Genomic DNA, 26,101 nt, shown 5'->3' with positions numbered 1-26,101 from the left:
ACATGAATGAATCAACGGACCTGACGCAGCTGACGGCCGACGGCCTGCTGCCGATCCGCGAAGTGGCGCGCATCACCGGCGTCAACGCTGTGACCCTGCGTGCCTGGGAGCGCCGTTACGGGCTGATCGTCCCGCTGCGCACGCCCAAGGGTCATCGGCTGTACGAAGAAGCACATATCCAGCGCATCCGCGACATCCTCACCTGGCTCAATCGCGGCGTTTCGGTCAGCCAGATCAAGCCGCTGCTGGACACCACCACGCCGCAGGAGCTGCCCAGGCAGAACCAGTGGTCGGAGCTGCTCGAAGAGCTGCTGCAGGCCATCGACCGCCTCAGCGAACGACGCCTGGACGATGCCTTCAACCGGGCCATGGCGCTGTATCCGCCGCGCACGCTCTGTCAGCACCTGCTGCATCCGCTGCTCGAGGCACTCGAACAGCGCTGGCAGGGCCAGTACGGTGCAGCGGTGGAGCGGGCGCTGGTTCATTCCTGGCTGCGCAGCAAACTGGCGACCCGCATCTATTTCAACAACCGGCAGCAGGTCGGGCGTCCGCTGTTGCTCGCCAATCTGGATAACGAGTCCTTCGCACCCGGTCTGTGGTTGACCGCCTGGCTCGTCTCCAGCACCGACTGCCCAGTTGAAGTCGTCGAGTGGCCGGTACCGCTAAACGAGCTGAACCTGGCGATGGAGCGCATCCTGCCGCGCGCCCTGTTGCTCTATGCGAGCAACAGCCTGCCGGGCAACTGCCTGCAACGCGACCTGCCGCGTCTGATCGAGCAAAGCGTCGCGCCGCTCTGTGTGGCCGGGCCGGCCGTTCATATCCATGCACCCGAGCTGCACCGACATCGCGGGCTGATGCTCGCTGAGGGTCCCCTCGGCGCCCTGCAGCAGCTGCATGGCGCCGGCCTGCTGCCCGGTAGCGAAGGGAGTGCGTCATGACCCAGCTGCTCTGGCTGCGCAGCGATCTGCGCACAAGCGACAACACCGCCCTCGCGGCTGCGATGGCTTGCGGCCCAACCGTGGCGCTGTATCTGGTCACCCCGGGGCAATGGCTCGCCCACGACGATGCCCCCTGCAAAGTCGACTTCTGGCTGCGTAACCTCGCCGAGCTGTCGACGCGGCTGGGCGCGCTCAACGTCCCGCTGCTGATTCGCGAGGTCGATGATTGGCAGGCGGTACCCGACGCACTGCTGAAGGTCTGCCGCGAACAGGGCGTGCAGCGGCTGCATTACAACGACGAGTACGGGGTAAACGAGCAGCGCCGCGATCAGGCAGTTTCCACGCACCTGGAAGCGGCCGGCATCAGTGTGCGCGGCTATCTCGACCAGCTGCTGTTCACTCCGGGCAGCGTGCAGACGCAGTCGGGCAGCTACTTCAAGGTGTTCAGCCAGTTCCGCAAGGCCTGCCTCACCCACCTGAGCGTATCGCTGCCAGCCTGCGAGCCGGTGCCTGCGACCCAGGCGCCGCAGGGTATCACCAGTGACCCGATACCCACGACGGTCACCGGTTTTCCGCGACCCACGGACTATCTGCGCGCGCTCTGGCCAGCCGGCGAAGCCTTCGCCCAGCGGCGCCTGGCAGCGTTCGTCGAGGACGACCTGAACGAATACCACCAGCGCCGCGACCTGCCCGCCGAGCCCGGCACCAGCCAGCTGTCGGCCTACCTCGCCGCTGGCGTCATTTCCATCCGCCAGTGCCTGCACGCGGCGCTTGGCTACAACCAGGGCGAGCTGGACAGCGGCAGCACCGGCGTCACCACCTGGATCAACGAACTGCTCTGGCGCGAGTTCTACAAGCACATCCTGGTCGGCTATCCGCGGGTGTCCATGTACCGCGCCTTCCGCCCGGAAACCGAGGCACTGCCCTGGCGGCGCGCGCCGTACGAGCTGGAAGCATGGCAGCAGGGCCGCACCGGCTTTCCGATCATCGATGCGGCCATGCGCCAGATGCAGGAAACCGGCTGGATGCACAACCGCCTGCGCATGGTCGTCGCCATGTTCCTCAGCAAGAACCTGCTGATCGACTGGCGTGAGGGCGAGCGCTGGTTCATGCGTCACCTGATCGACGGCGACCTGGCAGCCAACAATGGCGGCTGGCAATGGAGCGCGTCCACCGGCACGGATTCGGTGCCCTACTTCCGCCTGTTCAATCCGATCAGCCAGTCGCAACGCTTCGACCCGGACGGGCAGTTCCTGCGCCGCTGGCTTCCCGAGCTGCAGCACCTGAGCAGGCGCGACGTGCATAACCCGTCGGCGCACCGCAGCCTGTTCGGCGTAACCGAGTACCCCGCCCCCATCGTCGACCTCGGCGCCAGCCGGGCGCGGGCGCTGGATGCCTTCCGCAACCTGCCGGATGCGCAAGCATGAGCGGCTTCCTGCAGTCCTTCGCCTGCGAGTTCGCCCGCCTCGACGCGAGCAATCTCGACCGCCTGCGCGACCTCTACAGCGCCGACGTGCACTTCACCGACCCGCTGCATGAGGTCTGCGGGCTCGTCGAGCTAGAACGCTATTTCAGCGAGCTGTATGCCAACGTCGAGCATCTGCATTTCGAGTTCATCAGCCACGATGAGATATGCGACGGCCAGGGCTATCTGCGCTGGATCATGAGTTACCGACATCCGCGGCTGAACGGCGGCAAGCTGATCAGCCTCGAAGGCTGCTCGCTGCTGCGCTGGAACGGCGCCGGCAAGGTCGTCCGTCACCGCGACTACTTCGATGCCGGCGCCCTGCTCTATCAGCATGTGCCCCTGCTCGGCGCGGCCATTCGCTGGCTGCAGCGGAGGCTCGCGTGAACCTCTCGCGACGTATCTGGCTGACCGGCGCCAGCAGTGGCATCGGCCTGGAACTGGCGCGTCAGCTGCTCGCCGACGGGCACTGCCTGGCGCTGTCGGCACGCCGCGCCGAGCCGCTGCAGGCCTTTGCCCGGCGCTACCCGGGGCGTGTGCTGGTGTTGCCCGGCGATCTCACCGACAGCGAACAGGTGCGCGACATCGGCGCCGCCATCCAGACGCAATGGGGCGCGCTGGACAGCGTGATCCTCAACGCCGGCACCTGCGAATACATCCACGCCGGCCGATTCGACGCGGCGCTGCTGGAGCGCGTGATGGGCGCCAACGTGCTCGCCGTCGGCTACTGCATCGAGGCGGCACTGCCACTGCTGCGCCAAGGGGTGCGCCCGCATCTGGTCGGTGTCGGCAGCTCGGTGACCTGGCTGCCGTTGCCGCGTGCCGGAGCCTACGGCGCATCCAAGGCGGCGCTGCGCTACCTGCTCGAATCGCTGCGTCTGGATCTGGCCAACGAAGGCATCGACGTCACCCTCGTCAGCCCGGGGTTCGTCGACACACCGCTGACCCGTCGCAACGACTTTCCCATGCCCATGAGCTGGCCGGCGGACAAGGCCGCACGGCAGATCGCCCGACGGCTGGAACGCCGCCCGCTGCACATCGCGTTTCCGGCGCCGTTCATCTCTGTGCTGCGCCTGCTCTCACTGCTGCCCGCACGCCTGCAATTCGCCCTCGGCCGGCGACTGGCGCGTACGCCTCTCAAGGAAGGATAACCATGAAAATCGCCATCATCGGCAGCGGTATTGCCGGACTTACCTGTGCGCATCTGCTGTCCCGTCAGCACCAGGTCGCAGTGTTCGAATCGGCCAGCTGGATCGGCGGCCACACCCATACCGTGGACTTCCGTCTGCACGGCCGGGACTACGCGGTGGACACCGGCTTCATCGTCTTCAATGACTGGACCTACCCCAACTTCATCAAGTTGCTGGACAAGCTCGGAGTGCGCTACAAGCCGACCGAAATGAGCTTTTCGGTGAGCGATCCGCTCAGCGACCTGGAATACAACGGCCACGATCTCAACACGTTGTTCGCCCAGCGCAGCAACCTGTTCTCGCTGCCCTTCTGGCGCATGATTCGCGACATCCTGCGCTTCAACCGCGAAGCACTGGACGACTACAAGCACGGCCGCCTCGGTGCCCACGTCACCCTGGGTACCTATCTCGAGCTGGGCCGCTACAGCCAGCGCTTCATCGATCACTACATCGTGCCGATGGGGGCGGCGATCTGGTCGATGTCGCTGGCCGACATGCTGGAATTCCCGGTGGAATTCTTCATCCGCTTCTTCAAGAACCACGGGCTGCTGTCGGTGAGCGATCGCCCGCAGTGGTATGTCGTCGAAGGCGGCTCCAGCGCCTATGTATCGCCACTGACGCGGGGTTTCAGCCAGCACATCCGTCTCAACTGCCCGGTGTTCGAGGTGCTGCGCGATGAGCACGGCGTAACGATCCAGAGCCCGGCCGGTGCCGAGCGTTTCGACAAGGTGATCTTCGCCTGTCACAGCGACCAGGCGCTGAGCCTGCTGGCCGAACCGAGCCGGGTCGAACGAGAGATCCTCGGAGCCATCGGCTACGCCGCAAACGACGTGGTGCTGCACACCGATACGCGCCTGCTGCCCAAGCGGCGCCGCGCCTGGGCCAGCTGGAACTACCGCCTCGGCGGGCCGAGCGCGCAGCAGGCCGCGGTGACCTACAACATGAACATCCTGCAGGGCATCGAGTCGCCGGAAACCTTCTGCGTCAGCCTCAACCAGAGCGAAGCGATCGATCCGGACCTGATCCTCGCGCGCTTCTCCTACGCCCACCCGCAATACAGCCTGGCCGGCATCGTCGCGCAGACCCGTGCCGACGAACTCCTCGGCGCCCGGCACAGCTACTTTTGTGGTGCCTACTGGGGCAATGGCTTCCACGAGGACGGTGTGGTCAGCGCGTTGCGCGTCGCCGCCGCCTTCGGAGAGTCGCTGTGAGCAGCGCCATCGTGCACAGCGCGCTGTACAGCGGCTGGGTGCAGCATCGGCGCTTCGCGCCGCGGGCCCATGCGTTCAGCTATCGCATGGGGTTGCTGTACCTCGACCTGGCCGAACAGGACGCCGTGCTCGGGCTTTCGCCCCTGAGTGGGCGTGCCCGCTTCGCCGCATTTTCCTTCCGCGAGCGCGACTACCTGCCGCAATACACCAGCCAGGGCATCGCGCTGGCCGACGCGGTCCGCCAGCGGGTCAGCGAAGCCCTCGGGCGGCCGGTCACCGGTGCCGTGCGCCTGCTGACCCAGCCGCGCAGCTGGGGGCTGTGCTTCAACCCGGTCAGCTTCTTCTATTGCTTCGACGAACAGGAACAGCTGACCGCGGTGCTCTGCGAAGTCAGCAACACGCCCTGGCGCGAGCGTTATCACTACGTGCTGCCGGCATCAGGCAATCGCAACCTGCGCTGCACGGTGGCGAAGACCTTCCACGTCTCGCCGTTCCTGCCCGGCGAGCTGGAATACCGCATGCGCTTCAACCCGCCGGGACGACGCATCGGCGTGCACATGGAGGATTGGCAGGGCGAGCAGAAGCTGTTCGACGCCACCCTCGGTCTGCAACGCCAGGCGCTGACTTGCGGCGCGGTGCACCGCTACCTGCTCGGCTTCCCCTGGATGACCGCCAAGACCCTGCTCGCCATCTACTGGCAGGCGCTGCGCCTGCTGCTCAAGCGCACACCGATCTTCACCCATCAGCCCGCTACCACGGCGTACGGGCTGGCCGTCACGCAACCCACCGGAGCCCGCCATGAAGAGCCCTAGCCTGACCGTCAAAGCCCGTCCGCTGGCGGGCATGGGACTGGCCAGCAGCCTGCTGCGCCGTACCGTGCTGAATCAGCTCGAACACCTGCGCCACGGGTTGCTGAGACTGCAACACGGCGATGTCTGCCAGCAGTTCGGCGATCTGGCGAGCCCGCTCAAGGCAGAAATTCATATAACCGACAGTGCCGCCTGGGGCCTGATCGCCGCGCGCGGCTCGATCGGCGCCGGCGAAGCCTACATTCACGGCTACTGGCACAGCCCGGACCTGACCGCGGTGATCCGCCTGTTCGTCGCCAACATGGACGTGCTCGACAACATCGAGCGGGGCAGCCTGGCGCTGTTCGGCCAGCCGGTGATCAAGGCGTTGCACTGGTTCAACCGCAACACCCGCAGCGGCTCACAGCGCAACATCGCCGCCCATTACGACCTCGGCAACGAGCTCTTCGAGCAGTTTCTCGACCCGACCATGATGTACTCGGCGGCAATGTTCACCAGCCCCGAACAGGATCTGGAACAGGCCCAGCTGCACAAGCTCGAACGCATCTGCGAAAAGCTCGACCTGCAGCCCGAGGACCATCTGCTGGAGATCGGCACCGGTTGGGGCAGCATGGCGCTCTATGCCGCGATCCACCGTGGCTGCCGGGTGACCACCACCACGCTGTCGCGCGAACAGTTCGCCTACACCCAGCGGCGCATCGAAGAACAGGGCCTGCAGGACCGCATCACCCTGCTGCTCAAGGACTATCGCGATCTCGACGGTCAGTTCGACAAGCTGGTGTCCATCGAAATGATCGAAGCGGTCGGCCACGACTTCCTGCCGACTTACTTCCGGCAGTGCTCGCGACTGCTCAAGGACGACGGGCTGATGCTGCTGCAAGCCATCACCATTCGCGACCAGCGCTACGAACAGGCGCGCCGCAGCGTCGACTTCATCCAGCGCTACATCTTCCCCGGCGGTGCCCTGCCCTCCATGCAGCGCATGCTCAATGTCGTAACCAGCGACTCGGACATGAACCTGCTGCACATGGAGGACTTCGGCGAACACTACGCGCGCACCCTGCGCCTGTGGCACGAGAACTTCCGCCGCGCCCGCGGCGAGCTGGAGCGCCACGGTTACGACGACTATTTCTACCGGCTCTGGGAGTTCTACCTGTGCTACTGCGAGGGCGGCTTCATCGAGCGCGCCATCGGCACCGCACAGCTGCTGCTGGCCAAACCGGGCGCTCGTCGGAAACCGCTCTACGACGGGTCAAGCGCGACATGAGGCGCCCGATAACAGTTGTGCGGATCTTTACCCGGAGTCATCCATGAACAGCGAAAGCATCACGCTGCAAGCGCACTACCTCAAGGCCGATCGCATCATGCTCGGCGTGGTCTGGTTTCTGGTCGCCTATTCATTCGGCGTGGCGGCCTTTCAGGGCACCTGGGCGCAGGCACTGATCATCGGCGGGCTGAGCGGCGTCGCGGTAACTGCGCTGTACATGCTGATCCCGGGCCAACGACTGCTGCGCTGCACGATCGGCGCAGCCTTCATGGTGTTCGCTGCGCTACACATCAACCAGGCCCACGGCATGCTGGAGATGCACTTCGGCATCTTCGCCCTGCTGGCCTTTCTGGTCTATTACCGCGACTGGCTGCCCATCGTGGTCGCCGCGGCGACCATCGCCGTGCACCACCTGGGCTTCTTCGCTCTGCAGCAGCAGGGTGCGGGCGTGTTCCTGATGCCCGACGGCAACTGGCCAACGGTGTTCCTACACGCGTTCTACGTGGTGCTGGAAAGCGCGATCCTGATCTACCTGGCCATCCGTGCTGCCGCCGAGGCCCGCGAAGGCGAAGCGCTGCTCGGCGCTGCCGCCGCCATCACCGCGCGTCCCGAACGCATCGATCTGAGCTACCGCAGCCAGGTCAGCGGGCCGGTCACCCAGCGCTTCAATCAACTGCTCGACCAACTGGGCGATCTGGTCGGCGCCGTGGTACGCGACACCGCGGGGCTGGGCGGCACCGCCGCCAACCTCAGCGAGGCAACCCGCCAGCTGCGTGACGGTGCCAGCCGCCAACTGGACGAGACTGCCTACATGGTCGAAGCCATGCAGCAGATGACCGTAGCCATCGATGACGTCGCCGGCCATGCCGATCGCGCGGCGCAGGCTGCCCAGGGTGCCAGCCAGAAGGCCGGCCAGGGCCGCAGCGCGGTCAGCGGCGTGCGCAGCGAGATCGGCACCCTTGCCGAACACATCGAAGGCACCGACCGCGTGGTTCAGGACCTGGCCGCGCAATCGGAGCAGATCGACCGCGTGCTGGAGGTGATCCGTACCATCGCCGAACAGACCAACCTGCTCGCCCTCAATGCCGCCATCGAGGCCGCACGAGCAGGGGAACAGGGTCGCGGGTTCGCCGTGGTCGCCGACGAGGTGCGCAATCTGGCGCAGAAGACCGCAGCTTCCACCACCGAGATCCAGGGCATCATCAGCCGCCTGCAGCAAGGCAGTCGCAAGGCCACCGAAGCGATGCAGAACAGCCGCGACAGCGTGGCCCGTTGCGTGAGCAGCAGCCAGGACACCACCGCCCTGCTGGACGCCATCGCCAGCGAGATCGAGGGCATCAGCCAGATGAACGAAATGATTGCCGCCGCGACCCACGAACAGACCGCGGTCTCAGCCGATATGGGGCGTCATCTGCAGAGCGTGCAGCAGGTCGCCGAGCGTAACGCCGGGGACGCCAGCGAGCTGGATAACGATGGTCGTCAGCTGCACGAGCTGGCCGGTCGCCTCGGTAGCCTCAGCGGCCGCTTCACCGTGCTGTGAAGCGGCGGCGCCAGTCAGCGCCGCCGGCGCCCGGCCGAATGACCAATCGCCATTGCGTTTGGCTGTTCGAAGGCCGCACACACCGCCGGCACCAGTAGCCGAGCGTGGAGCGGGATTTCCAGCCCGCTGTCGTCCAGCACGATCACCCCGTCGGCATGCAGCTGCTGCAGCGCGGGCCAATGCCGCGCGTAGCGCTGCCGCACATCCACGCCGCAGCGCTGGCTGAGCGCGTCGAAATCCAGCGCGAAGGTGCAGCGCAGGTGTTCGAGCAGCAACTGGTGCAGCGGATCGACATGGCTGGCGTGCAGACCGCAAATGCTCGGTAGCTGGTCCTGGTCGAGCGCCTGCTGATAGGCCTGCGCGGTGCTGGCGTTCTGACAATAAAGGCCATCGACCCGGCTTATCGCGCCCACCCCGAACCCCAGGTGATCGCATTCGCCGTGCAGGGTGTAGCCATGGATATCGTGGTGCAGCGCACCGATCTCCTGAGCCATCGCCAGATCGTCGTGAGGCAGGACGAACTTGCCCAGCCCGATGTAGCGGTAGCCGGCGGCGCTGAGCTGCTCGACACCATGGCGGTACATCGCCAGCGTATCGGCCACCGAAGCCAGGCCGAGGCGCGCGGGATTGGAAGCGACCAGAGGCGCATCGCGGTAATCGAACATCGTCACCTGATCGGGCGCCAGCTCGATGATCGACGCCAACTTGCGCGCGAAGCTGGCCGGCGTCTGCCAGGACCTGCCGTAGCCAAGATCAAGATTCACCGAGCGGTAATGCAACGCATGGGCGGCTTCGATCACCGCGCGGATGCGCGCCGAGCTGCGGAAATACTCGACCGTGCTGCCGTCGTCGGCGCGCAGATCGGGCACCGCGACGCTGAGCTGGTTGAAGCCGAGCTCGTGCAGCGCGCCAATCAGCGGCCAGTCGACATGAGCCAGCTCGACTTCAGCGAGAAAGCTGCCGGCACGGGAATCGACGAAACTGAAACGGCTTCTGAGCAGCGTCATCAGTTCTCGTAACGCGGCGATGCCCAGCGTGCCGGTGCTCAGCCGCAATTGCTCGACCTGCTGCAGCGGCCCGGCATGGCAACCGAGCTGTTCGATCTCGCGGTGCAGCCGCAGCTGATAGGCCGCGGCCTCGCCAGGCTGCAGCTCGACGCCACCGGGCTGGTGGATGGATATCGACAGCGGGCGGCCGGCGCGACGCCCCTCGCGCAACGCACGCAGCAGATCCAGCGGGGCGATCCGGTCGCTGAAATCGGCCGCAGCCGGATAGGTGCAGTGCCTCTGCCCGATCTGTCCGTAGCGTTGTACCAGCGCGTCGTCCCAGGTCACTGAGCCAAGCATGAGAGCCTCCCGGCTGCGAATATCGCGTCTGTTGCTTTACGCGGCATCATCCGCGAGCCGCTGCGGGCGACGTTGACGTCCGTCAAGTAGGTGACAGATGGCCACGGCGAGCAGCCGGACGGTCAGAACTCCGACGCGAAACACAATGTGCTGCTTGAACAACAGCCCCTCGCGAACGCCGCTCGACCAGCCGACGTTTTGAAAAAGCCCGCAGCACGATGGTATTGATAGTGCGCCATCCATGCACCCCGGAGCCCGAACGTGATGCCAGCGTCCCTGATTTCCGCCCTGCGCTCGGCGCGCCATGTCGTCGTGTTCACCGGTGCCGGCGTTTCCGCCGAGAGCGGCATCCCGACCTTCCGCGACGCGCTGACCGGTTTATGGGAGCGTTTCGATCCGGGCGAGCTGGCCACACCCGAAGCGTTTCGCCGCGATCCGGCGCTGGTCTGGGGCTGGTATGAATGGCGGCGCATGCGCGTCCGCCAGTCCCAGCCTAATCCTGCTCATCTGGCCATCGCCGACCTCGCGCGCCATGTACCGCAACTGACGCTGATCACGCAGAACGTCGACGACCTGCACGAGCGTGCTGGCAGCGAGGATGTCATTCACCTGCACGGCAGCCTGCACCGACCGCGCTGTTTCGCCTGCGCCCGCGAGCCAGCCGAGCCACTGCCGGCTGCCGACGAGCCCGAAGGTGGCAGGCGCCTCGAACCGCCCCGTTGCAGCCACTGCGGCGGGCGGCTGCGCCCTGGCGTCGTCTGGTTCGGGGAAAGTCTGCCCGTCGCTGCACTCAGTGCCGCGTTCCAGGCGGCTGGCGAATGCGACCTGCTACTGTCGGTCGGTACCTCCGGCGTGGTCTACCCAGCAGCCGAAGTGCCTCACCGAGCGCGCGACGCCGGTGCCGCCGTGGTGCACATCAACCCACAAGGCGAGGCGCCCGGCAGCAACCGCGAACACCTGCTTGCGCTGCCCGCCGGCAAGGCACTGCCCGAACTGCTCCATGAAGCATTTGGCGCCTGATGCAGAAACAATCTGCGCCCGGCCTCGGGTCCTGGTCGCCCCAAAGCGGGGATCGCGCCCGCACCGGCGCACTGTTCTGGTTCAAGCCTGCCCCGCCCAGGTCGCAGTGACGGAGGCTGATCGCTCAGCATCCGAGCGACCCGCACCGCGCAACACCGCGCAGTCGCGCGCCTGGCAGCCGCAAATCCATGCTGCCGGACAAGCTGGCATACAACCTGCAACCACCCTGACAACACCTGCCGCCTCGCGGCAGGACGTCCCAGACGGTCAGCGGCGACCGTCAAGCCAAGCGGCGCGGGACCGGGTGTAGCAGGCAACGAGGCCTGACCGACCACCCCACACACCACTAATTACCAGGCAAAGGCGCCTGGAGCTGATATCAGCTCCAGGCGCCTTTTTGCGTTTTGCCGGCCCAGTGCCGCAGCAGCTCGACTGAGGAAAGGCCATGAGTTCTACCGTCACTCCGCTCACGCTCGAAAAACTGGTCATCGTCGGCAACGGCATGGTCGGTCACCACTGCATCGAACAGCTGATCGAGCGCGGCGCCCTCACCCGCTACGAGCTGCATGTGTTCGGCGAGGAGCGCCAGCGCGCCTATGACCGCGTGCACCTGTCCGAATACTTCGGCGGTCGCGATGCCGAGTCGCTGGCCATGTGCGAGGCCGACTACTACAGCAGCCACGGCGTCTACACCCATCTGGGCGTACAGGTGCTGGGTATCGACCGCGAACGTAAGGAGGTCGTTACCAGTTCCGGTCGCCAGCCCTACGACCAACTGATTCTTGCCACCGGCTCCTACCCCTTCGTGCCACCGATCAGCGGTGCCGAAGGCAGCGCGCGACTGGTCTACCGCACCCTCGACGACCTTGATGCGATTCGTGCGGCCGCCAGCGGCGCCAAGCGCGGTGTGGTGGTTGGTGGCGGTCTGCTCGGCCTGGAAGCGGCCAACGCGCTGAAGTCGCTCGGCCTGGAAGCCCATGTCGTCGAATTCGCCCCGCGCCTCATGCCGGTGCAACTGGACGGCGAAGGCGGCGCGGCATTGAAGGCGCGCATCGAGGCGCTGGGCGTCGGCGTGCACCTGTCGCGCGCCACTCAGGAGATCGTCGCCGGCGAGGACTACGCCTGGCGGATGAACTTCACCGACGGCGAATTCCTCGAAACCGACCTGATCGTGTTTTCCGCCGGCATCCGCCCGCAGGACGCCCTCGGCCATGTCGCGGAGCTGGAGATCGCTCCACGCGGCGGCATCGTGATCGACAGCGAATGCCGCACCTCGGATCCGGCGATCTTCGCCATCGGCGAGTGCGCCAGCTGGAACGGCAGCGTGTTCGGCCTGGTTGCACCGGGCTACAGCATGGCGCGCAGTGTCGCCGCGCAGCTGGCCGAGGAACCCCACGAGCCCTTCTACGGCGCCGACATGTCGACCAAGCTCAAGCTGCTCGGCGTCGACGTCGGCTCCATCGGCGATGCCCACGGCGCCACACCCGGCTCGCGCAGTTACCGTTTCATCGACGAGGCCAGTGCCAGCTACCGTCGACTGGTGGTATCCGCCGATGGCAAGACCGTGCTCGGCGCGGTGCTGGTCGGTGACAACAGCTACTACGACACCCTGCTGCAGTACGCGCAGAACGGCATCAAGCTGCCGGCCGATCCGTCCGCGCTGATCCTGCCGCAGACCGAGGGCGCTCCGACGCTTGGCCCGGACGCCCTGCCGGCCAGCGCGACCATCTGCTCCTGTCACAACGTCAGCAAGGGCGCGGTGTGCTGCCAGGTCGACGCCGGCGTCACCGATCTCGGCGAACTCAAGGCCGCGACCAAGGCGGCCACCGGCTGCGGCGGCTGCAGCGCCCTGCTCAAACTGGTGTTCGACGCCGAGCTGGCCGCGCGCGGCGTGGCGGTGGACAAGAGCCTCTGCGAGCACTTCGCCTATACCCGCCAGGAGCTCTACGGCATCGTCCGCGTCGAGGGCATCCAGAGCTTCGCCGAACTGCTGGCCAAGCACGGCCGTGGCCATGTTGGCTGCGACATCTGCAAGCCGACGGTGGGTTCGATCCTCGCCTCCTGCTGGAACCAGCCGATCACCGATCCGGGGCTGATTCCGCTGCAGGACACCAACGACACCTTCATGGCCAACATGCAGAAGAACGGCACCTACTCGGTGGTGCCGCGCATCCCGGGTGGTGAGATCACCCCCGAGGGGCTGATCGCCATCGGCCAGGTGGCGAAGAAATACGACCTCTACACCAAGATCACCGGCGGCCAGCGCATCGACCTGTTCGGCGCCCAGCTGCACGAGCTGCCGGACATCTGGGGCGAGCTGATCGCCGCCGGCTTCGAAACCGGTCACGCCTACGGCAAGAGCCTGCGCACGGTCAAATCCTGCGTCGGCAGCACCTGGTGCCGTTACGGCGTGCAGGACAGCGTCGGCATGGCGCTGCGCCTGGAGGACCGCTACAAGGGCCTGCGTGCACCGCACAAGATCAAGTTCGCCGTATCCGGTTGTACCCGCGAATGCGCCGAGGCGCAGAGCAAGGACATCGGCGTGATCGCCACCGACAAGGGCTGGAACCTCTACATCTGCGGCAACGGCGGCATGCGCCCGAGGCACGCCGAGCTGTTCGCCACCGACCTCGACGACGAGGCGCTGATCCGCACCATCGACCGCGTACTGATGTTCTACGTGCGTACCGCGGACAAGCTGCAGCGCACCTCGGTCTGGCGCGAGAGCCTGGAAGGCGGCCTCGATTACCTCAAGGCCGTGATCCTCGACGACAGCCTGGGGCTGGCCGCCGAGCTGGAAAGCCAGATGCAGCACGTGGTCGACAGCTACCAGTGCGAATGGGCCAACGCCATCAGCGACCCGGAAAAGCTCAAGCGCTTCCGCACCTTCGTCAACGACGGCCGCGCCGACCCCGACATCCACTTCGTCAAGGAGCGCGGCCAGCGTCGGCCGGTACGCGCCAGCGAACTTCACCTCATCCCACTTACCCAGGAGGTGCTCTGATGAGCCAGTCCAACGTCGTTCGTCTCGACTCCCTTTCCGCAGCCCCGGCGGCCTGGCAGGCACTGTGCAGCCGCGCCGATCTGGTCGCCAATTCCGGTGTAGTGGCCTGGCACGAAGGCGCCCAGGTGGCACTGTTCCACCTGCCTGACAACGCCGAAGGCGAGCAGCTGTTCGCCATCGACAACCGCGACCCCAAGTCTGGCGCCAACGTGATCGGCCGCGGCATCGTCGGCAACTTCAAGGGTGAGCTGGTGATCGCTTCGCCACTGTACAAGCAGCATTTCCGCCTGCAGGACGGCAGCTGCATGGAATACCCCGAACAAAGCCTGCGCGTCTGGCCGGTGCGTCTGGAGGGAGACGTGGTGCAAATCGCCGTCGGCTGATTGCCAACGTTTACTCGCGCGGCTCCCCGCTCCCAAACCGGGCCGATCCGTGGGAGCGGTCTCGGCCGCGAACCTGACCTCGATTCCCCAGCAATTCACATCGCTCAGCCAGCGCCCCGCGACCGCCGCCGGGGCCTGGCCTCTTACTGCCATTCAGAGAGACCGACATGTCCTACATCATCCCCTCCGAGTTCGTCACCAAGATGGTGGACGCCGGCGAATCGAAGATCTTCATGTCCACCCGCGACACACTGATCCGAGCCTTCATGGCTGGCGCCATCCTCTCTCTCGCCGCGGTGTTCGCCGTGGCCGTGACTGTGCAGACCGGCTCGCCGCTGGTCGGCGCGATGCTGTTTCCGGTCGGCTTCATCATGCTTTACCTGATGGGCTTCGACCTGCTCACCGGGGTATTCATGCTCACCCCGCTGGCCCTGCTCGACCGTCGTCCTGGTGTGACCGTGAATGGCATCCTGCGCAACTGGGGCTGGGTGTTTCTCGGCAACTTCGCCGGTGCGCTGGTGGTCGCCTTCATGATGGCCTTCGTCTTCACCATGGGTTTCTCCACCGAGCCGGGACCGATCGGCGAGAAGATCTCGCACATCGGCGAGGACCGCACACTGGGCTACGCGGAGTTCGGCGCGGCGGGCTGGGCGACCATCTTCCTGCGCGGCATGCTGTGCAACTGGATGGTCTCGATGGGTGTCGTCGGCGCGATGATCTCCACCTCGGTCAGCGGCAAGGTGATCGCCATGTGGATGCCGATCATGCTGTTCTTCTTCATGGGCTTCGAGCATTCGGTGGTGAACATGTTTCTCTTCCCCTCGGCGATGATCATGGGCGGCGACTTCTCGGTGATGGATTACATGCTGTGGAACGAGATCCCCACCGCTTTGGGCAACCTGGTCGGCGGCCTGGCCTTCACCGGCCTGACGCTCTACACCACCCATGTGCGCACCGCACCCAAGCGCACCGTCTACTGACCCTGGAGTGAACGAAGGCCCCGGCTCGCATGCGCGCCGGGGCTTTTGCGCAGATAAACATGCCCAGCCAACTCGCCATTTCCCTCGGCCAGCATTCGGACCGCGGACGCAAACCGGCCAACCAGGACTTTCACGGCGCCTGCGTGCCGGCTGACGCCCAGCTCGCCAGCAAGGGCATCGCCATTGCACTGGCCGATGGCATCAGCAGCAGCGAGGTCAGCCATATCGCCAGCGAAACCGCGGTGGCGAGCTTTCTTTCCGACTACTTCTGCACCTCCGACGCCTGGTCGGTGAAGCAGTCGGCGCAGCGGGTGCTGGTGGCGATCAATTCCTGGCTGCATGCGCAGACCCGCCAAAGCCCGCACCGCTATGACCGCGACCGCGGCTATGTCTGCACCTTCAGCGCGCTGGTGCTCAAGTCCGCTAGCGCGCACTTGTTCCACGTCGGCGATGCGCGCATCTATCGACTGCGCGACGGCGGCCTCGAACAGCTGACCGAAGATCACCGCGTGCGCGTGTCGGCGGATACCAGCTACCTCGGCCGCGCGCTGGGCATCGACCGGCACCTGGAGATCGACTACCGCACCCTGCCGCTGGCGGTCGGCGATCTGTTCCTGCTCGCCACCGATGGCGTCTACGAGCACATCGGCGCGCGGGATGCGGCGCAGCTCGTCGCCGAGCATGGCGACGACCTCGACCTGGCGGCGCGCCGGATCGTCGAGCGGGCATTGGCCAACGGCAGCGACGACAACCTCACCGCACAACTGGTGCGCATCGACAGCCTGCCGGAGCAGGCCGTCGACGACGTGCAGCGGCAACTCGGCGAACTGTCGCTGCCGCCACTGCTGGAGCCGCGCATGCAGTTCGACGGCTATCGCATCGTTCGCGAGCTGCACATCAGCAGCCGCAGCCATGTGCACCTGGCCGTCGACGAAGCCAGCGGCGCCAAAGTGGTGCTGAAGACGCCGTCGATGGATCTGCGGGGCGACGCGGCCTATCTGGAGCGCTTCCTGCTGGAAGAGTGGATCGCCCGGCGCCTGGACAATCCTCATGTGGTCAAGGCCTGCCCGCCACCGCGGCAGCGCCGCTACCTGTACACGGTGAGCGAATTCATCGATGGCCAGACGCTGGCGCAGTGGATGCTCGACCATCCACAGCCGGACCTGGAAACCGTGCGCGGCATCGTCGAGCAGATCGCCCGCGGCCTGCGCGCCTTCCACCGCCTGGAAATGCTGCACCAGGACCTGCGCCCGCAGAACCTGATGATCGATGCCACCGGCACCCTGAAGATCATCGATTTCGGCTCGACCCGCGTCGCCGGGCTCGCCGAACGCAACGCACCGGGCACGCAGGACAACCTGCTCGGCACCGCCGCCTATACCGCCCCGGAATACTTCCTCGGCGAGGCCGGCACGCCGCGTTCGGATCAGTATTCGCTGGCGGTGATTGCCTATCAGCTGCTCAGCGGTCGCTTGCCCTACGGCGCCGACGTCGCCAGGGCACGCACCACCGCAGCGCAGAAACGCCTGTGCTATCAGCCGCTGCGCCATGCGCAGCGCGATATCCCCGCGTGGATCGACGAAGTGCTGGGCAAGGCGCTGCATCCCGATCCGGCGCGGCGCTATGCCGAGCTGTCGGAGTTCGTCTTCGAGCTGCGCCAGCCCAACCCGGCGTTTCTCAACCGGGCCCGCCCGCCGCTGCTGGAACGCAATCCGCTGCTGTTCTGGAAGGGCCTGTCGCTGCTGCTGGCCGGTACAGTAGTTGCGCTGCTGTTGCGCTAGCTGCGCTGGCGCAACAGTGCCGTGGCACCCTGAGGCTTGCGCGTGTACCAGAACACCCGGCTGACGCCGCGGGTGATCGCCACATAGCCCAGGCGCAGGCTTTCATCGGCCATGGCCTGGTCATAGCTGTTGCGGAAGAAACCCGAGTAGGCATACAGCGCATTGCGCAGCGGGTGCGGCTGCACCGGGGCGCAGTCATCGATGATGATCGCCACCTCGGCCTGCAGTCCCTTGGCGCGGTGGATGGTGTAAGCCTTGACCGGCAGCTTGCGGTCCAGCTGCGCCTGAATGGTCCGCAGCGGCTCGTTGCGCCGGCTGAGCAGCAGCACCGCGGTGCGTTCGCGGCTTTGCCGTTCGGCCACATGGGCGCACTGCGCAGTGATCGCCTCGATCAGCTTCGGCAGGCCCTTGTTCAGCTCGAAACCGGTGACCAGCTTTACCCCGTGGTCGCCGGGCTGCGTCGGCTTGCATGGCCGGCTGGTCTTGATCTGCTTGAACTGCACGCCGGCCAGCACCGCCTCGCCATCACGAATCACCGGCTCGATGGAGCGGTAGTTGGTCTCCAGCAGCAGCGTCTCGCTGCCCTTGGCGCCACGCCGCGGGAAGTACTTGTCGAAGTCCATGAACAACTCCGGCGAACTGCCGCGCCAGCCGAAGATCGACTGCCAGTCGTCACCAATGGCCATCAGACTCGGGCCGACCTTCTGTCGCGCCAGCTGGCGATGCAGCGCTTGCAGCCACTGGACGATCTGCGGGGAAATGTCCTGAAATTCGTCGATCAGCAGGTGCTCGAACGGGGCAAGGCTGGCCTGTGGCATATCCGAGCCTGAGCCCAGGCGCTCGGTGAGTTGTTGAAAGGCCTCGTTGAAGGTCATCAGCCCCTGCTCTCGCAACGCCGCTCTGAAGTAGCCATGAAAGCTCACCAGCGCCTCGATGAAATCCTTTTCACGCGCCGCGCACTGCAATCTGGCCGCTTGCAACTGGTCGATGCGAATGCCGATGCTCTCGATAAACCCAGCCTGGGCGTAGAAGGCCTCGTACAGCGGCAGTGGCGTGAACTCGCCGGCCAGGGTGAAGGCATCCCCTGGCGCTTTCGGGGCAGCGCGCTTGCCCTGCTCGCTCTCGGTTGGCGGCGCAGGCAAGTCGAGCAGCCGATGCACCCGTTCGCGGAATGTCGCCTGCTCGGCGTAGCACTGCTGATAGGCCTGCTTGAGCAGGCGAACTTGCGCCGGACGCAGGCGTGCGGTGGCCAGCGGGTTGTCCGGCTCGTCCGCCGCGGCGGCCTTGTCGTCCAGCTGCTCGAACCACACCGGCCGGGCCAGCACCTCACGCGCCAGCTGCGCCATGGCCGAATGGAAGGTGCGCACGCACTGGCGCGCCTGCTGCGCATCGAACGGCACCTGCCAGAAGCCAAGCACCCGCACCAGCTGTTCGCGCAGCTGCGCGCAGGAGGCATTGGTAAAGGAAATGACTGTCAGCCGCCCAGGCTCGACGCCCATGTGGCAGAGCATGAACACCACCCGCAGCAACAAGGTGGTGGATTTGCCGGAGCCGGCGCCGGCGAAGATTCGCGTCACCGGGCTGCGGCTGAGGATCATCGCCCATTGCTCCTGCGACGGTGCGCTCACGATCCCGGCAGCTACCGCCTGCTCGACGCGGTCACGCATCGCCTGGACCTGCGCATCCTCAATCTTCAGTTGCGCAGCCGCATAGATGCCCTGAGCGGCGGCCTTGCGCGGCTTGGCGGTGGCATGCGGCGGCCCTTCCGACTTGCTCTTTGACTTGGTGGCAGGTTTGCCCCTGCGTTTGCTGGCCGTGGCCTTGTTCGCCTTGCCGGGCGCACCGCCCCAGCGACGAAACAACAGCTCGTCCTCATCACGCAGATGGGCCGAGGTACGTGGAAAACAGCGCTGCAGCACCCCGGCGACCAGAGCCCTGTAACGCTTGACGGCAGAAAACATCGGAAATCACCGTGGGCATTGCATATCGTTGATATGGTACGGGTTTTTCCCTGTACGCTGGCCGCTGCAAGGACGAACAGCAGCGAATGGTGCCAGCAATCGCCTGCCTCGCCGGCACGACTTCCCGGGCAATCGGCTGTCTGAGCTGAACCAGCTCTCGCCTGTACAGCCCTGCCCTGTCTTCACACCGGATACGGATCGCTACTGATGGACCCAGCAGCAAACCTCGCGCCTGACGACTCGAGCCTCGCATTTCTCCCCGCCGGCGGCGCGCTCGGCGCACTGATTCGCCGCTTCGACTGGTCGCAGACGGCGCTGGGACCGCTGGCGGAATGGCCGTCGAGCCTGAAGACCGTCACGGCCATGCTGCTGCTTTCGCCGACGCCCATCGCGCTGCTCTGGGGCGAGCGCGGCGTCATGATCTACAACGACGCCTATTCAGAGCTCGCCGGCAGCCGACATCCGCAGTTGCTCGGTTCTGAAGTACGCGAGGGCTGGCCGGAAGTCGCCGAGTTCAACGACAACGTGATGAAGGTCGTCCTGGCTGGCGGCGCGCTGTCGTACAAGGACCAGGAACTGCTGCTGTACCGCAGCGGCCGCCCCGAGCGCGCCTGGATGAATCTGGACTATTCGCCGGTGTTCGATGATCAGGCCCGGCCGGCCGGCGTGATCGCTCTCGTGGTGGAAACCACCGAGCGGGTAATGGCCGAGCGTGAGCTGCAGCGCCAGCAGGCACGCCTGCAACAGATGTTCGAACAGGCACCGGGGCTGACGGCGATGCTGCGCGGCCCGGAACATGTCTTCGAGATGACCAACCCGGCCTATCTGCGGGTAGTGGGTGAACGCGATGTCATCGGCAGGCCGGTACGCGAAGCGCTGCCGGAGGTCGAGCGGCAGGGCTTTATCGACATTCTCGACCAGGTCTATCGCAGCGGCACGGCCTTTGTCGGCTCCGGTATCCGCGTTGGCCTGCAGCGCATCCAGGGAGAGGCGGAGGAAGAGCGCCTGCTGGATTTCGTCTTCCAGCCGGTGACCGATGCGAATGGCGATGTCTGCGGCATTTTCGTCGAGGGTCATGACGTCACCGAGCGCGCCGAGGCCGAACAGGCCCTGCGCGAAAACGAACAACGCTTGCGTTTCCTCGACGCTCTGGCCAAGGAAACCGCCCGCAGCGTCGACGCAGACGCCATCCTGAATATCACCACACGCATGCTCGGCGAGCATCTGGGCCTGTCCAGCTGCGCCTACGCCGACATGGAGCCCGACCAGGACAGCTTCACCATCCGCGGCGACTGGTCGGCGCCGGGCTGCATGAGCATCGTCGGCCACTACCGGCTCGCCGCATTCGGCGGCCTCGCGGTCCAGAAGCTGCGCGCTGGCGAAGCCTTCATCGTCGACGATCACCTCGCCCGCCTGCCCGCCGCCGACGCGGCGACCTTCCAGCAACTGGATATCGCCGCCACCATCTGCCTGCCGCTGGTCAAGGAGGGCCGACTGACCGCACTGATGGCCATTCATGACCGCGTGCCTAGAGTATGGAGCGCCTGCGAGCTCGCCCTGCTCAGAGAAGTCACCGATCGCTCCTGGGCGCACATCGAGCGTGTGCGCTCTGCTGCGGCAGTCAGGCAACGCGAGCAGTGCTTTCTGGAACAGCTGGAAGCCAAGGTCGCCGAGCGCACCGCGGCGTTGGCCCGCAGCGAGGCGAACATTCGTGCGGTGCTGGAAACCTCGCACCTGTACATGGCGATGCTCGCGCCGGACGGCGCGATTCTCTATGTGAACGCCACGGCGCTGGCGGGCATCGGCGCCCGCTTCAACGAACTGGCCTACCTGCCATTCTGGGAATCGCCCTGGTTCGCCGCGACACCCGGCATGCCAGAGAGGGTCCGCGAGATGACGCGGCGGGTGGCGGCCGGTGCCACCGAGCGCGAGACCATGACCCTGAACATGCCGCAGGGCGTGCGCGTCTTCGATTTCTCCGTGCGCCCGGTCACGGGCGAGGACGGCAGTATCTTCGCCCTGGTACCCGAGGCGCTGGACATCAGCGAACGGGTGAATGCCGAACAGGCACTGCAGCAGCTGCACAAGATGGAGGCGCTGGGCAACCTCACCGGCGGTATCGCCCACGACTTCAACAATCTGCTGATGGCCGTGCTCGGCAGCCTCGACCTGCTGCGTCGGCGCATGCCCGCCGAGCCCGCGCTGCTGCGCCTGGTCGACAATGCCAGGGCCGGTGCCGAGCGCGGCGCTTCGCTCACCGCGCGCATGCTCACCTTCGCCCGCAAACAGGAACTGCACAAGACGCCGATCGACCTGGCGCAACTGATCGCAGGCATGAAGGAACTGCTGCTCAGCTCACTCGGCCCGACCATCCAGCTGGAAGTGGATCTGCCGCAGCGACTGGCGCGGGTCAAGACCGATCCCAACCAGCTGGAAACCGCCCTGCTCAACCTCGCCGCCAACGCGCGCGACGCCATGGGCGGCGAGGGCCGTATCCTCATCGTCGCCGAACAGGTGACGCTGTCCAGCGAGCAGCATGGCCTCGCCGCCGGGCGCTACGTTCGCCTGAATGTCAGCGACAGCGGCACCGGCATGGATGAAACGACGCTCAAGCGCGCGGTCGAACCGTTCTTCACCACCAAGGGCATCGGCAAGGGCACCGGTCTCGGCCTGTCGATGGTGCATGGCCTGGCCGAGCAATCCGGCGGGCGGCTGGTGCTGCGCAGCAGCCCGGGCGCCGGCACCACCGCGCAAATCTGGCTGCCAGCACTGGAGGACGAGCCAGCCGCGGAACCGACTCACAGCCCGTTACCGCATGACCTCCCGCGCAGAACCACGCGTCCGCTGTCCGTGCTGGCCGTGGATGATGACGAACTGGTGCTGTTCGGCACCGCCGGCATGCTCGAAGCCGCCGGCCACCACGTCTTGACGGCGCGTTCCGCTGCGCAGGCGCTGGAGCTGCTGCAGGTGGCGCAGATCGACATGCTCGTCACCGACCACGCCATGCCGCTGATGAGCGGCGCGCAACTGGCTGCCGAGGTACGGGCAAGCCGGCCGGAGCTGCCGATCCTGCTGGTGTCCGGTTATGCCGAACTGCCATCGGCCACCCCGGCCCTGCCGCTGCAGCGACTGGCCAAGCCCTTCACCCAGGACCAGCTGCTAGATGCCGTCGAGCAGCTGCGCGCCGACGTCTGCTGAGCAACATCGGCGCAGCGGGGCCCATGACCGTGTGGGGCATCACTACTGGATGCCTGATTCGATGGCCGCGCACCTGGTAATACGACGAATAACCTGCGAGCCATTCTCGAAGGACCGTTAGTCGCCGATTTCTTAACTAATCGGTCAACTAGCCGATAGCGCACCATCGCCATGCCCTCCGTTGGGCCGGCTGTCTCAAGGTTCAGGATCCATGCTCTCTTTGCGTACCATCAAAGCTCGCTACACGGCCGCTTTCATCGGCTTCGTTCTCCTGGTCATGTTGCTCACGATGCTGGGGATCAAGCGCTTCGTCACGCCACAGCTCATAGAGGCAGGCGAAACCATCGTCATGTCGCAGGTCACCGAGATTGGCGAGCACATCGCAATGGACCTGGCGCGAGTCGAAGCGCAAGCACGCAGCATCACCCAGACGGTGCCGATGCTTGACAGTGACGAGATCGACCGGGTCCTACCCGGTCTCGTCGACCAGTACGGTGACGTCAAGGTCTTCGGTGGCGGCATCTGGCCGCTCCCCGACGTCCGTACGCCAGGCCGCGCCAAGCACAGCACGTTTTATCACCGGGACGCATCCGGCAAACTGATCGTCAATACCCACTGGAATTCGGCCGAATCGCGTAACTATTTCGAGGAGCCTTGGCACCGAGGCGGCATGCAGGCACCGCGCGGCAAATGTGTGTGGGCAGCGGCCTACAAGGATGACGCCAGTGCTGAGCCGCGTACCAATTGCGCGATGACTATCTATAAGGACGGCTCTCCCTGGGGCGTGTCGACGATCGACCTGACCCTCGGCTTCTTCAACCGCCTGGTTGCCGAAAAGCAAGACGAGATCGAAGGCGAGGTCATGATCGTCGAGGCCGACGGCAAGATCCTCAGCAACCAGCCGCAACTTGGCTCGGACATGGTGCTACGCAACGTTTCCGAGATGTCCGTACAGTCGCCCTTCATCGCGACCGTACAGAAGGCGCTCGCCAGCCCGTCGCAAGCGTTGCGACGGGAGGTATTCACGAGCAAGTCCGGCGAAGAATTCAGCTTCTTCATGACGCCTGTCGAAGGTACCCCCTGGTTCCTCGCCGCCGCCCTGCCGACCGCCAAGCTTGAGGCACGAAGCGATGCGATGCTCAGGACGCTTGCATCCCTGCAGATCCCGATGGTGCTCATCCTGCTCGCGCTCATGCTTGTCGCGATCAATCAGCTGATGAAACGACTTGCCGTTCTGAAGACAAACATCGATTCCCTATCCGCAGGCGACGCAGACCTGACCAGGCGTATCGCTATCAAGGGCGAGGACGAAGTCGATCAGGTCGGACGCTCAGTCAATGGATTCATCGGCTACCTGCAGAAAATGATGATCGACGTGAGTGACGCCACCACCCAGATCCAGTCCGAGATCGCGCAGCTCAAGCACCTGTCCCGTATCACCAATGACGCGCTGGCCCGGCACGCCTCGGAAACCGACCAGGCCGTTACCGCGATCAACGAAATGAGCTCGACTGCCGAATCGGTTGCGCACAGTGCCAGCGATACGGCGACGTTCACCCAGACGGCCAACCACAATGCGGTCTCCTCCCGCCTAGTCGTCGAGGATGCCTCGAGCAGCGTGCGCTCCCTGGTCAGCGAAGTGGAAAGCGCGACGGCGAAAGTCCAGGCGATGCAGGCCGATGCCCAGCGCATCAACGATGTACTGGGCGTCATTGGTGACATCGCCGGGCAGACCAACCTGCTTGCGCTGAATGCGGCGATCGAGGCGGCCCGAGCCGGCGAACAGGGCCGTGGCTTCGCGGTCGTCGCTGACGAGGTCCGCGCACTTGCGGCACGGACGCAGCAGAGCACCTCCGAAATCAATGAAACCTTGCAACGCCTGAAGGATGCGGTCGGCTCTGCCGTTCAGGCGATGGAACAAACCAAGGCCAGCTGCCAGGCGACAGCCGACAAAACGGCTCAGGTCACCGTTGGACTTGATGAAATGACCAACTCGGTCGTTCACATCAATGATCTCAGCACCCAGATCGCCACCGCGGCGGAAGAACAGAGCGCCGTAGCCGAGGAGATCAACCGGAACATGGTCGCCGTGCGGCATGTGGTTGACGAACTGGTCGAAAGCGGCGCGAGCGTCGATAGGAGTACCGAGTCGCTCCTGGACACGAATGGACGCCTCACGGCCGTCGTAAGCCGATTCAAGGTCCGCTGATACAGCCTGGACGAGAGAGGCGCTTAGCGGGCCTCTCTTCGCCCATTACAACAGGTATGCATTACGAACTCGTATCGAGCGATACTGCTTGGATGCCAACCGTCGTAATCCGCCCTTGCAGTTGCTCACGGACGATCAACAGCGCTGAACCAGCCATGAGTTCAGCCCCTTGACCGGCATTGCTGTCGAGGGCCCGTTTGATCAACTGATCCAGAGTCTGGCCCTTGTCTGTTGCCAGGTCGATACCATAGGAATCCCACACATCCTCGACCTTGGTGCTGCCCTTGAGCCGGAGTTCAAGGTTGGGCAGGTCGGTCCTCGATGCTTCAATTGCCTGAGAAAAAACACAGTCGACGAAAGGCTGATTGATTGGCTTGAGCACGACAAACAGATGATCACCGGCCTCAAGTCGCGTCGATCCTCGAGGCGGTATGACGGCCGACCCTCGCGTGATCATCGCCACGACTACGCCTTCGGGCAACGCCATCTGCGAGAGCAAACGGCCGGCGGCTCTCGCATCGTTACCAAGCGTGTATTCGACGATTTCCGCGTCGACATCGTGGAGTGACGAGATTTCGAGAGTCGCGGCGGGCGCCGCCGGTGGCTTCTCCGTCAGCCCCAGCTTGCGCGCGACGAGCGGGAGCGTAGAACCCTGCACTGTCGCCGATAGCAGAACCACGAAGAACACAACATTGAAGATCAGGGGCGCATTAGGCAGTCCGAAAAGCAACGGGAAGATTGCCAGGATGATCGGCACCGAACCACGTAGGCCTACCCAGGAAACGAGTGCCGTCTCCCTGAGATTGAATCCAAAAAGCGCAAGCATTGGTGCGACGGCCAACGGCCTGGCCAGCAACACCAGGACCAGTGCAATCACCAACCCCTCGACCCAGACATCGAGCAGCGAAACCGGATCGACGAGCAGGCCGAGGACCACGAACATCGTGATCTGGCTAAGCCATGCCAGGCCATCCATGAACAGGAAGGTGCTGCGCTGGAAAACGAACTTCTGGTTTCCGATCATCACGCCAGCGACGAAGATCGCCAGAAATCCACTGCCGCCCAGATTTGCGGATATGCCATAGGCTAGCAACCCGCCGGCTGCGACGAGCACGGGATACAGACCAGTCGCAATGAGCTTTATCCTGCTCAGTAGCCTGAGCACCGACCATCCGACCCCAAGCCCGACCAGTGCGCCTACCCCCATCTGCATCAAAAACATCTGAAGCAGACCCCAGCCAAGCGGCATGCCGTTGACCAGCACCTCCAATAAGCCCACCGTCAGAAAGATGGCCATGGGGTCGTTGGAAGCGCTTTCGATCTCCAGCACCGACTTGAGCCGCTGGTTAATGTGAATTCCGGCATTTCGCAGTAGCGAAAATACGGCTGCAGCATCGGTCGATCCGATAATCGCGCCCAGCAGCATCCCTTCGAGAATTGGAAGCTCAAGCATCCAGGCAGCTGCTAGCCCAGCAATAGCAGCCGTTGCGAGCACCCCAACGGTTGCCAATAACGAAGCTGGCTTCCAGACCTTCCTTATGGACGAAACGGGCGTTTGCAGACCGCCGTCAAACAGGATAAGTGCCAAAGCCAGAGTACCGAGCGCATGAGCGGAAACAGCATTATCGAAAACAATTCCGCCAATGCCGTTGTCCCCCGCCAGCATGCCGGTGATCAGAAACAACACCAACACGGGCAGCCCCAGACGCGCCGACAATTTGCTGGAAAGCACGCCGAAGAGAATTAGTACCGCTGCCACCAGCAGTAACTTGTCAATTGCAAACACCGAGGGTCCTTAT

The 26,101-nt window shown here is 65.0% G+C and carries 18 protein-coding genes; 15 read left to right on the top strand and 3 right to left on the bottom strand.

The window, feature by feature from the left end; translation table 11 throughout:
• Positions 1–2: 2 nt before the first annotated feature.
• The 8 genes from LW136_RS11025 to LW136_RS10990 are packed head-to-tail and all read left to right on the top strand — an operon-like array spanning position 3 to position 8,420.
• Positions 3–938, top strand: a complete 936-nt coding sequence (locus tag LW136_RS11025; RefSeq protein WP_234175191.1) for a MerR family transcriptional regulator — start codon at positions 3–5, stop codon at positions 936–938.
• Entirely contained in the window at positions 935–2,365 is a 1,431-nt protein-coding gene (gene phrB, locus LW136_RS11020) for a deoxyribodipyrimidine photo-lyase (protein ID WP_234175190.1), read from the top strand. The genes LW136_RS11025 and phrB overlap by 4 nt, the downstream gene beginning before the upstream one ends.
• Positions 2,362–2,790: a nuclear transport factor 2 family protein gene (locus LW136_RS11015; RefSeq protein ID WP_014820386.1), complete on the top strand. Its 429-nt coding sequence runs from the start codon at positions 2,362–2,364 to the stop codon at positions 2,788–2,790. Before phrB ends, LW136_RS11015 begins: the two co-directional genes overlap by 4 nt.
• Complete coding sequence (locus LW136_RS11010; RefSeq protein ID WP_234175189.1) at positions 2,787–3,554, top strand: SDR family NAD(P)-dependent oxidoreductase; 768 nt, start codon at positions 2,787–2,789, stop codon at positions 3,552–3,554. The genes LW136_RS11015 and LW136_RS11010 overlap by 4 nt, the downstream gene beginning before the upstream one ends.
• A 2-nt stretch (positions 3,555–3,556) precedes the next feature.
• A complete protein-coding gene (locus LW136_RS11005) occupies positions 3,557–4,804 on the top strand; it encodes an NAD(P)/FAD-dependent oxidoreductase (protein WP_234175188.1) in 1,248 nt (415 codons plus the stop codon).
• An 11-nt stretch (positions 4,805–4,815) separates the two neighbouring features.
• A complete protein-coding gene (locus LW136_RS11000; protein WP_180982700.1) occupies positions 4,816–5,616 on the top strand; it encodes a DUF1365 domain-containing protein in 801 nt (266 codons plus the stop codon).
• Positions 5,603–6,880: an SAM-dependent methyltransferase gene (locus LW136_RS10995; protein ID WP_234175187.1), complete on the top strand. Its 1,278-nt coding sequence runs from the start codon at positions 5,603–5,605 to the stop codon at positions 6,878–6,880. The genes LW136_RS11000 and LW136_RS10995 overlap by 14 nt, the downstream gene beginning before the upstream one ends.
• A gap of 43 nt (positions 6,881–6,923) precedes the next feature.
• The gene (locus LW136_RS10990; protein WP_234175186.1) at positions 6,924–8,420 is read left to right on the top strand and encodes a methyl-accepting chemotaxis protein; all 1,497 of its coding nucleotides are present in this window, start codon (positions 6,924–6,926) and stop codon (positions 8,418–8,420) included.
• Positions 8,421–8,434: 14 nt separating this feature from the next.
• Here LW136_RS10990 and LW136_RS10985 read toward each other — a convergent pair whose 3' ends face one another.
• Entirely contained in the window at positions 8,435–9,766 is a 1,332-nt protein-coding gene (locus LW136_RS10985) for an oxygen-independent coproporphyrinogen III oxidase (protein ID WP_234175185.1), read from the bottom strand.
• A gap of 261 nt (positions 9,767–10,027) precedes the next feature.
• On the opposite strand from LW136_RS10985, the gene LW136_RS10980 reads away from it, so the two are divergent.
• The 5 genes from LW136_RS10980 (at position 10,028) to LW136_RS10960 (ending at position 16,934) form a co-directional block, all read left to right on the top strand.
• Positions 10,028–10,786: an SIR2 family NAD-dependent protein deacylase gene (locus LW136_RS10980; protein WP_234175184.1), complete on the top strand. Its 759-nt coding sequence runs from the start codon at positions 10,028–10,030 to the stop codon at positions 10,784–10,786.
• A 445-nt stretch (positions 10,787–11,231) separates the two neighbouring features.
• Positions 11,232–13,790 carry a nitrite reductase large subunit NirB gene (gene nirB / locus LW136_RS10975; protein WP_234175183.1) on the top strand — a complete coding sequence of 853 codons (2,559 nt, stop codon included), beginning with the start codon at positions 11,232–11,234 and terminating at the stop codon, positions 13,788–13,790.
• The gene (gene nirD, locus LW136_RS10970; RefSeq protein WP_234175182.1) at positions 13,790–14,173 is read left to right on the top strand and encodes a nitrite reductase small subunit NirD; all 384 of its coding nucleotides are present in this window, start codon (positions 13,790–13,792) and stop codon (positions 14,171–14,173) included. Before nirB ends, nirD begins: the two co-directional genes overlap by 1 nt.
• A gap of 167 nt (positions 14,174–14,340) precedes the next feature.
• Entirely contained in the window at positions 14,341–15,153 is an 813-nt protein-coding gene (locus tag LW136_RS10965) for a formate/nitrite transporter family protein (RefSeq protein ID WP_102831655.1), read from the top strand.
• Between the two features lie 59 nt (positions 15,154–15,212).
• Complete coding sequence (locus LW136_RS10960; RefSeq protein ID WP_234175181.1) at positions 15,213–16,934, top strand: bifunctional protein-serine/threonine kinase/phosphatase; 1,722 nt, start codon at positions 15,213–15,215, stop codon at positions 16,932–16,934.
• Here the strand turns inward: LW136_RS10960 and LW136_RS10955 are convergent.
• Positions 16,931–18,895, bottom strand: a complete 1,965-nt coding sequence (locus LW136_RS10955; protein WP_234175180.1) for a DEAD/DEAH box helicase — start codon at positions 18,893–18,895, stop codon at positions 16,931–16,933. The genes LW136_RS10960 and LW136_RS10955 overlap by 4 nt on opposite strands.
• A gap of 207 nt (positions 18,896–19,102) precedes the next feature.
• Between LW136_RS10955 and LW136_RS10950 the strand changes: the two genes are divergently transcribed.
• Positions 19,103–22,093 carry a PAS domain-containing protein gene (locus LW136_RS10950; protein ID WP_234175179.1) on the top strand — a complete coding sequence of 997 codons (2,991 nt, stop codon included), beginning with the start codon at positions 19,103–19,105 and terminating at the stop codon, positions 22,091–22,093.
• Between the two features lie 211 nt (positions 22,094–22,304).
• Entirely contained in the window at positions 22,305–24,302 is a 1,998-nt protein-coding gene (locus LW136_RS10945) for a methyl-accepting chemotaxis protein (RefSeq protein WP_234175178.1), read from the top strand.
• A gap of 61 nt (positions 24,303–24,363) precedes the next feature.
• Here the strand turns inward: LW136_RS10945 and LW136_RS10940 are convergent, their stop codons facing one another.
• Complete coding sequence (locus tag LW136_RS10940; protein WP_102831650.1) at positions 24,364–26,088, bottom strand: potassium/proton antiporter; 1,725 nt, start codon at positions 26,086–26,088, stop codon at positions 24,364–24,366.
• Positions 26,089–26,101 lie beyond the last annotated feature (13 nt).

Source organism: Stutzerimonas kunmingensis, from assembly GCF_021432085.1.
Classification (GTDB): Bacteria; Pseudomonadota; Gammaproteobacteria; order Pseudomonadales; family Pseudomonadaceae; genus Stutzerimonas.
Note: the sequence above shows the minus strand (reverse complement) of the source record. Positions and strands in the feature narration are given on the sequence as shown.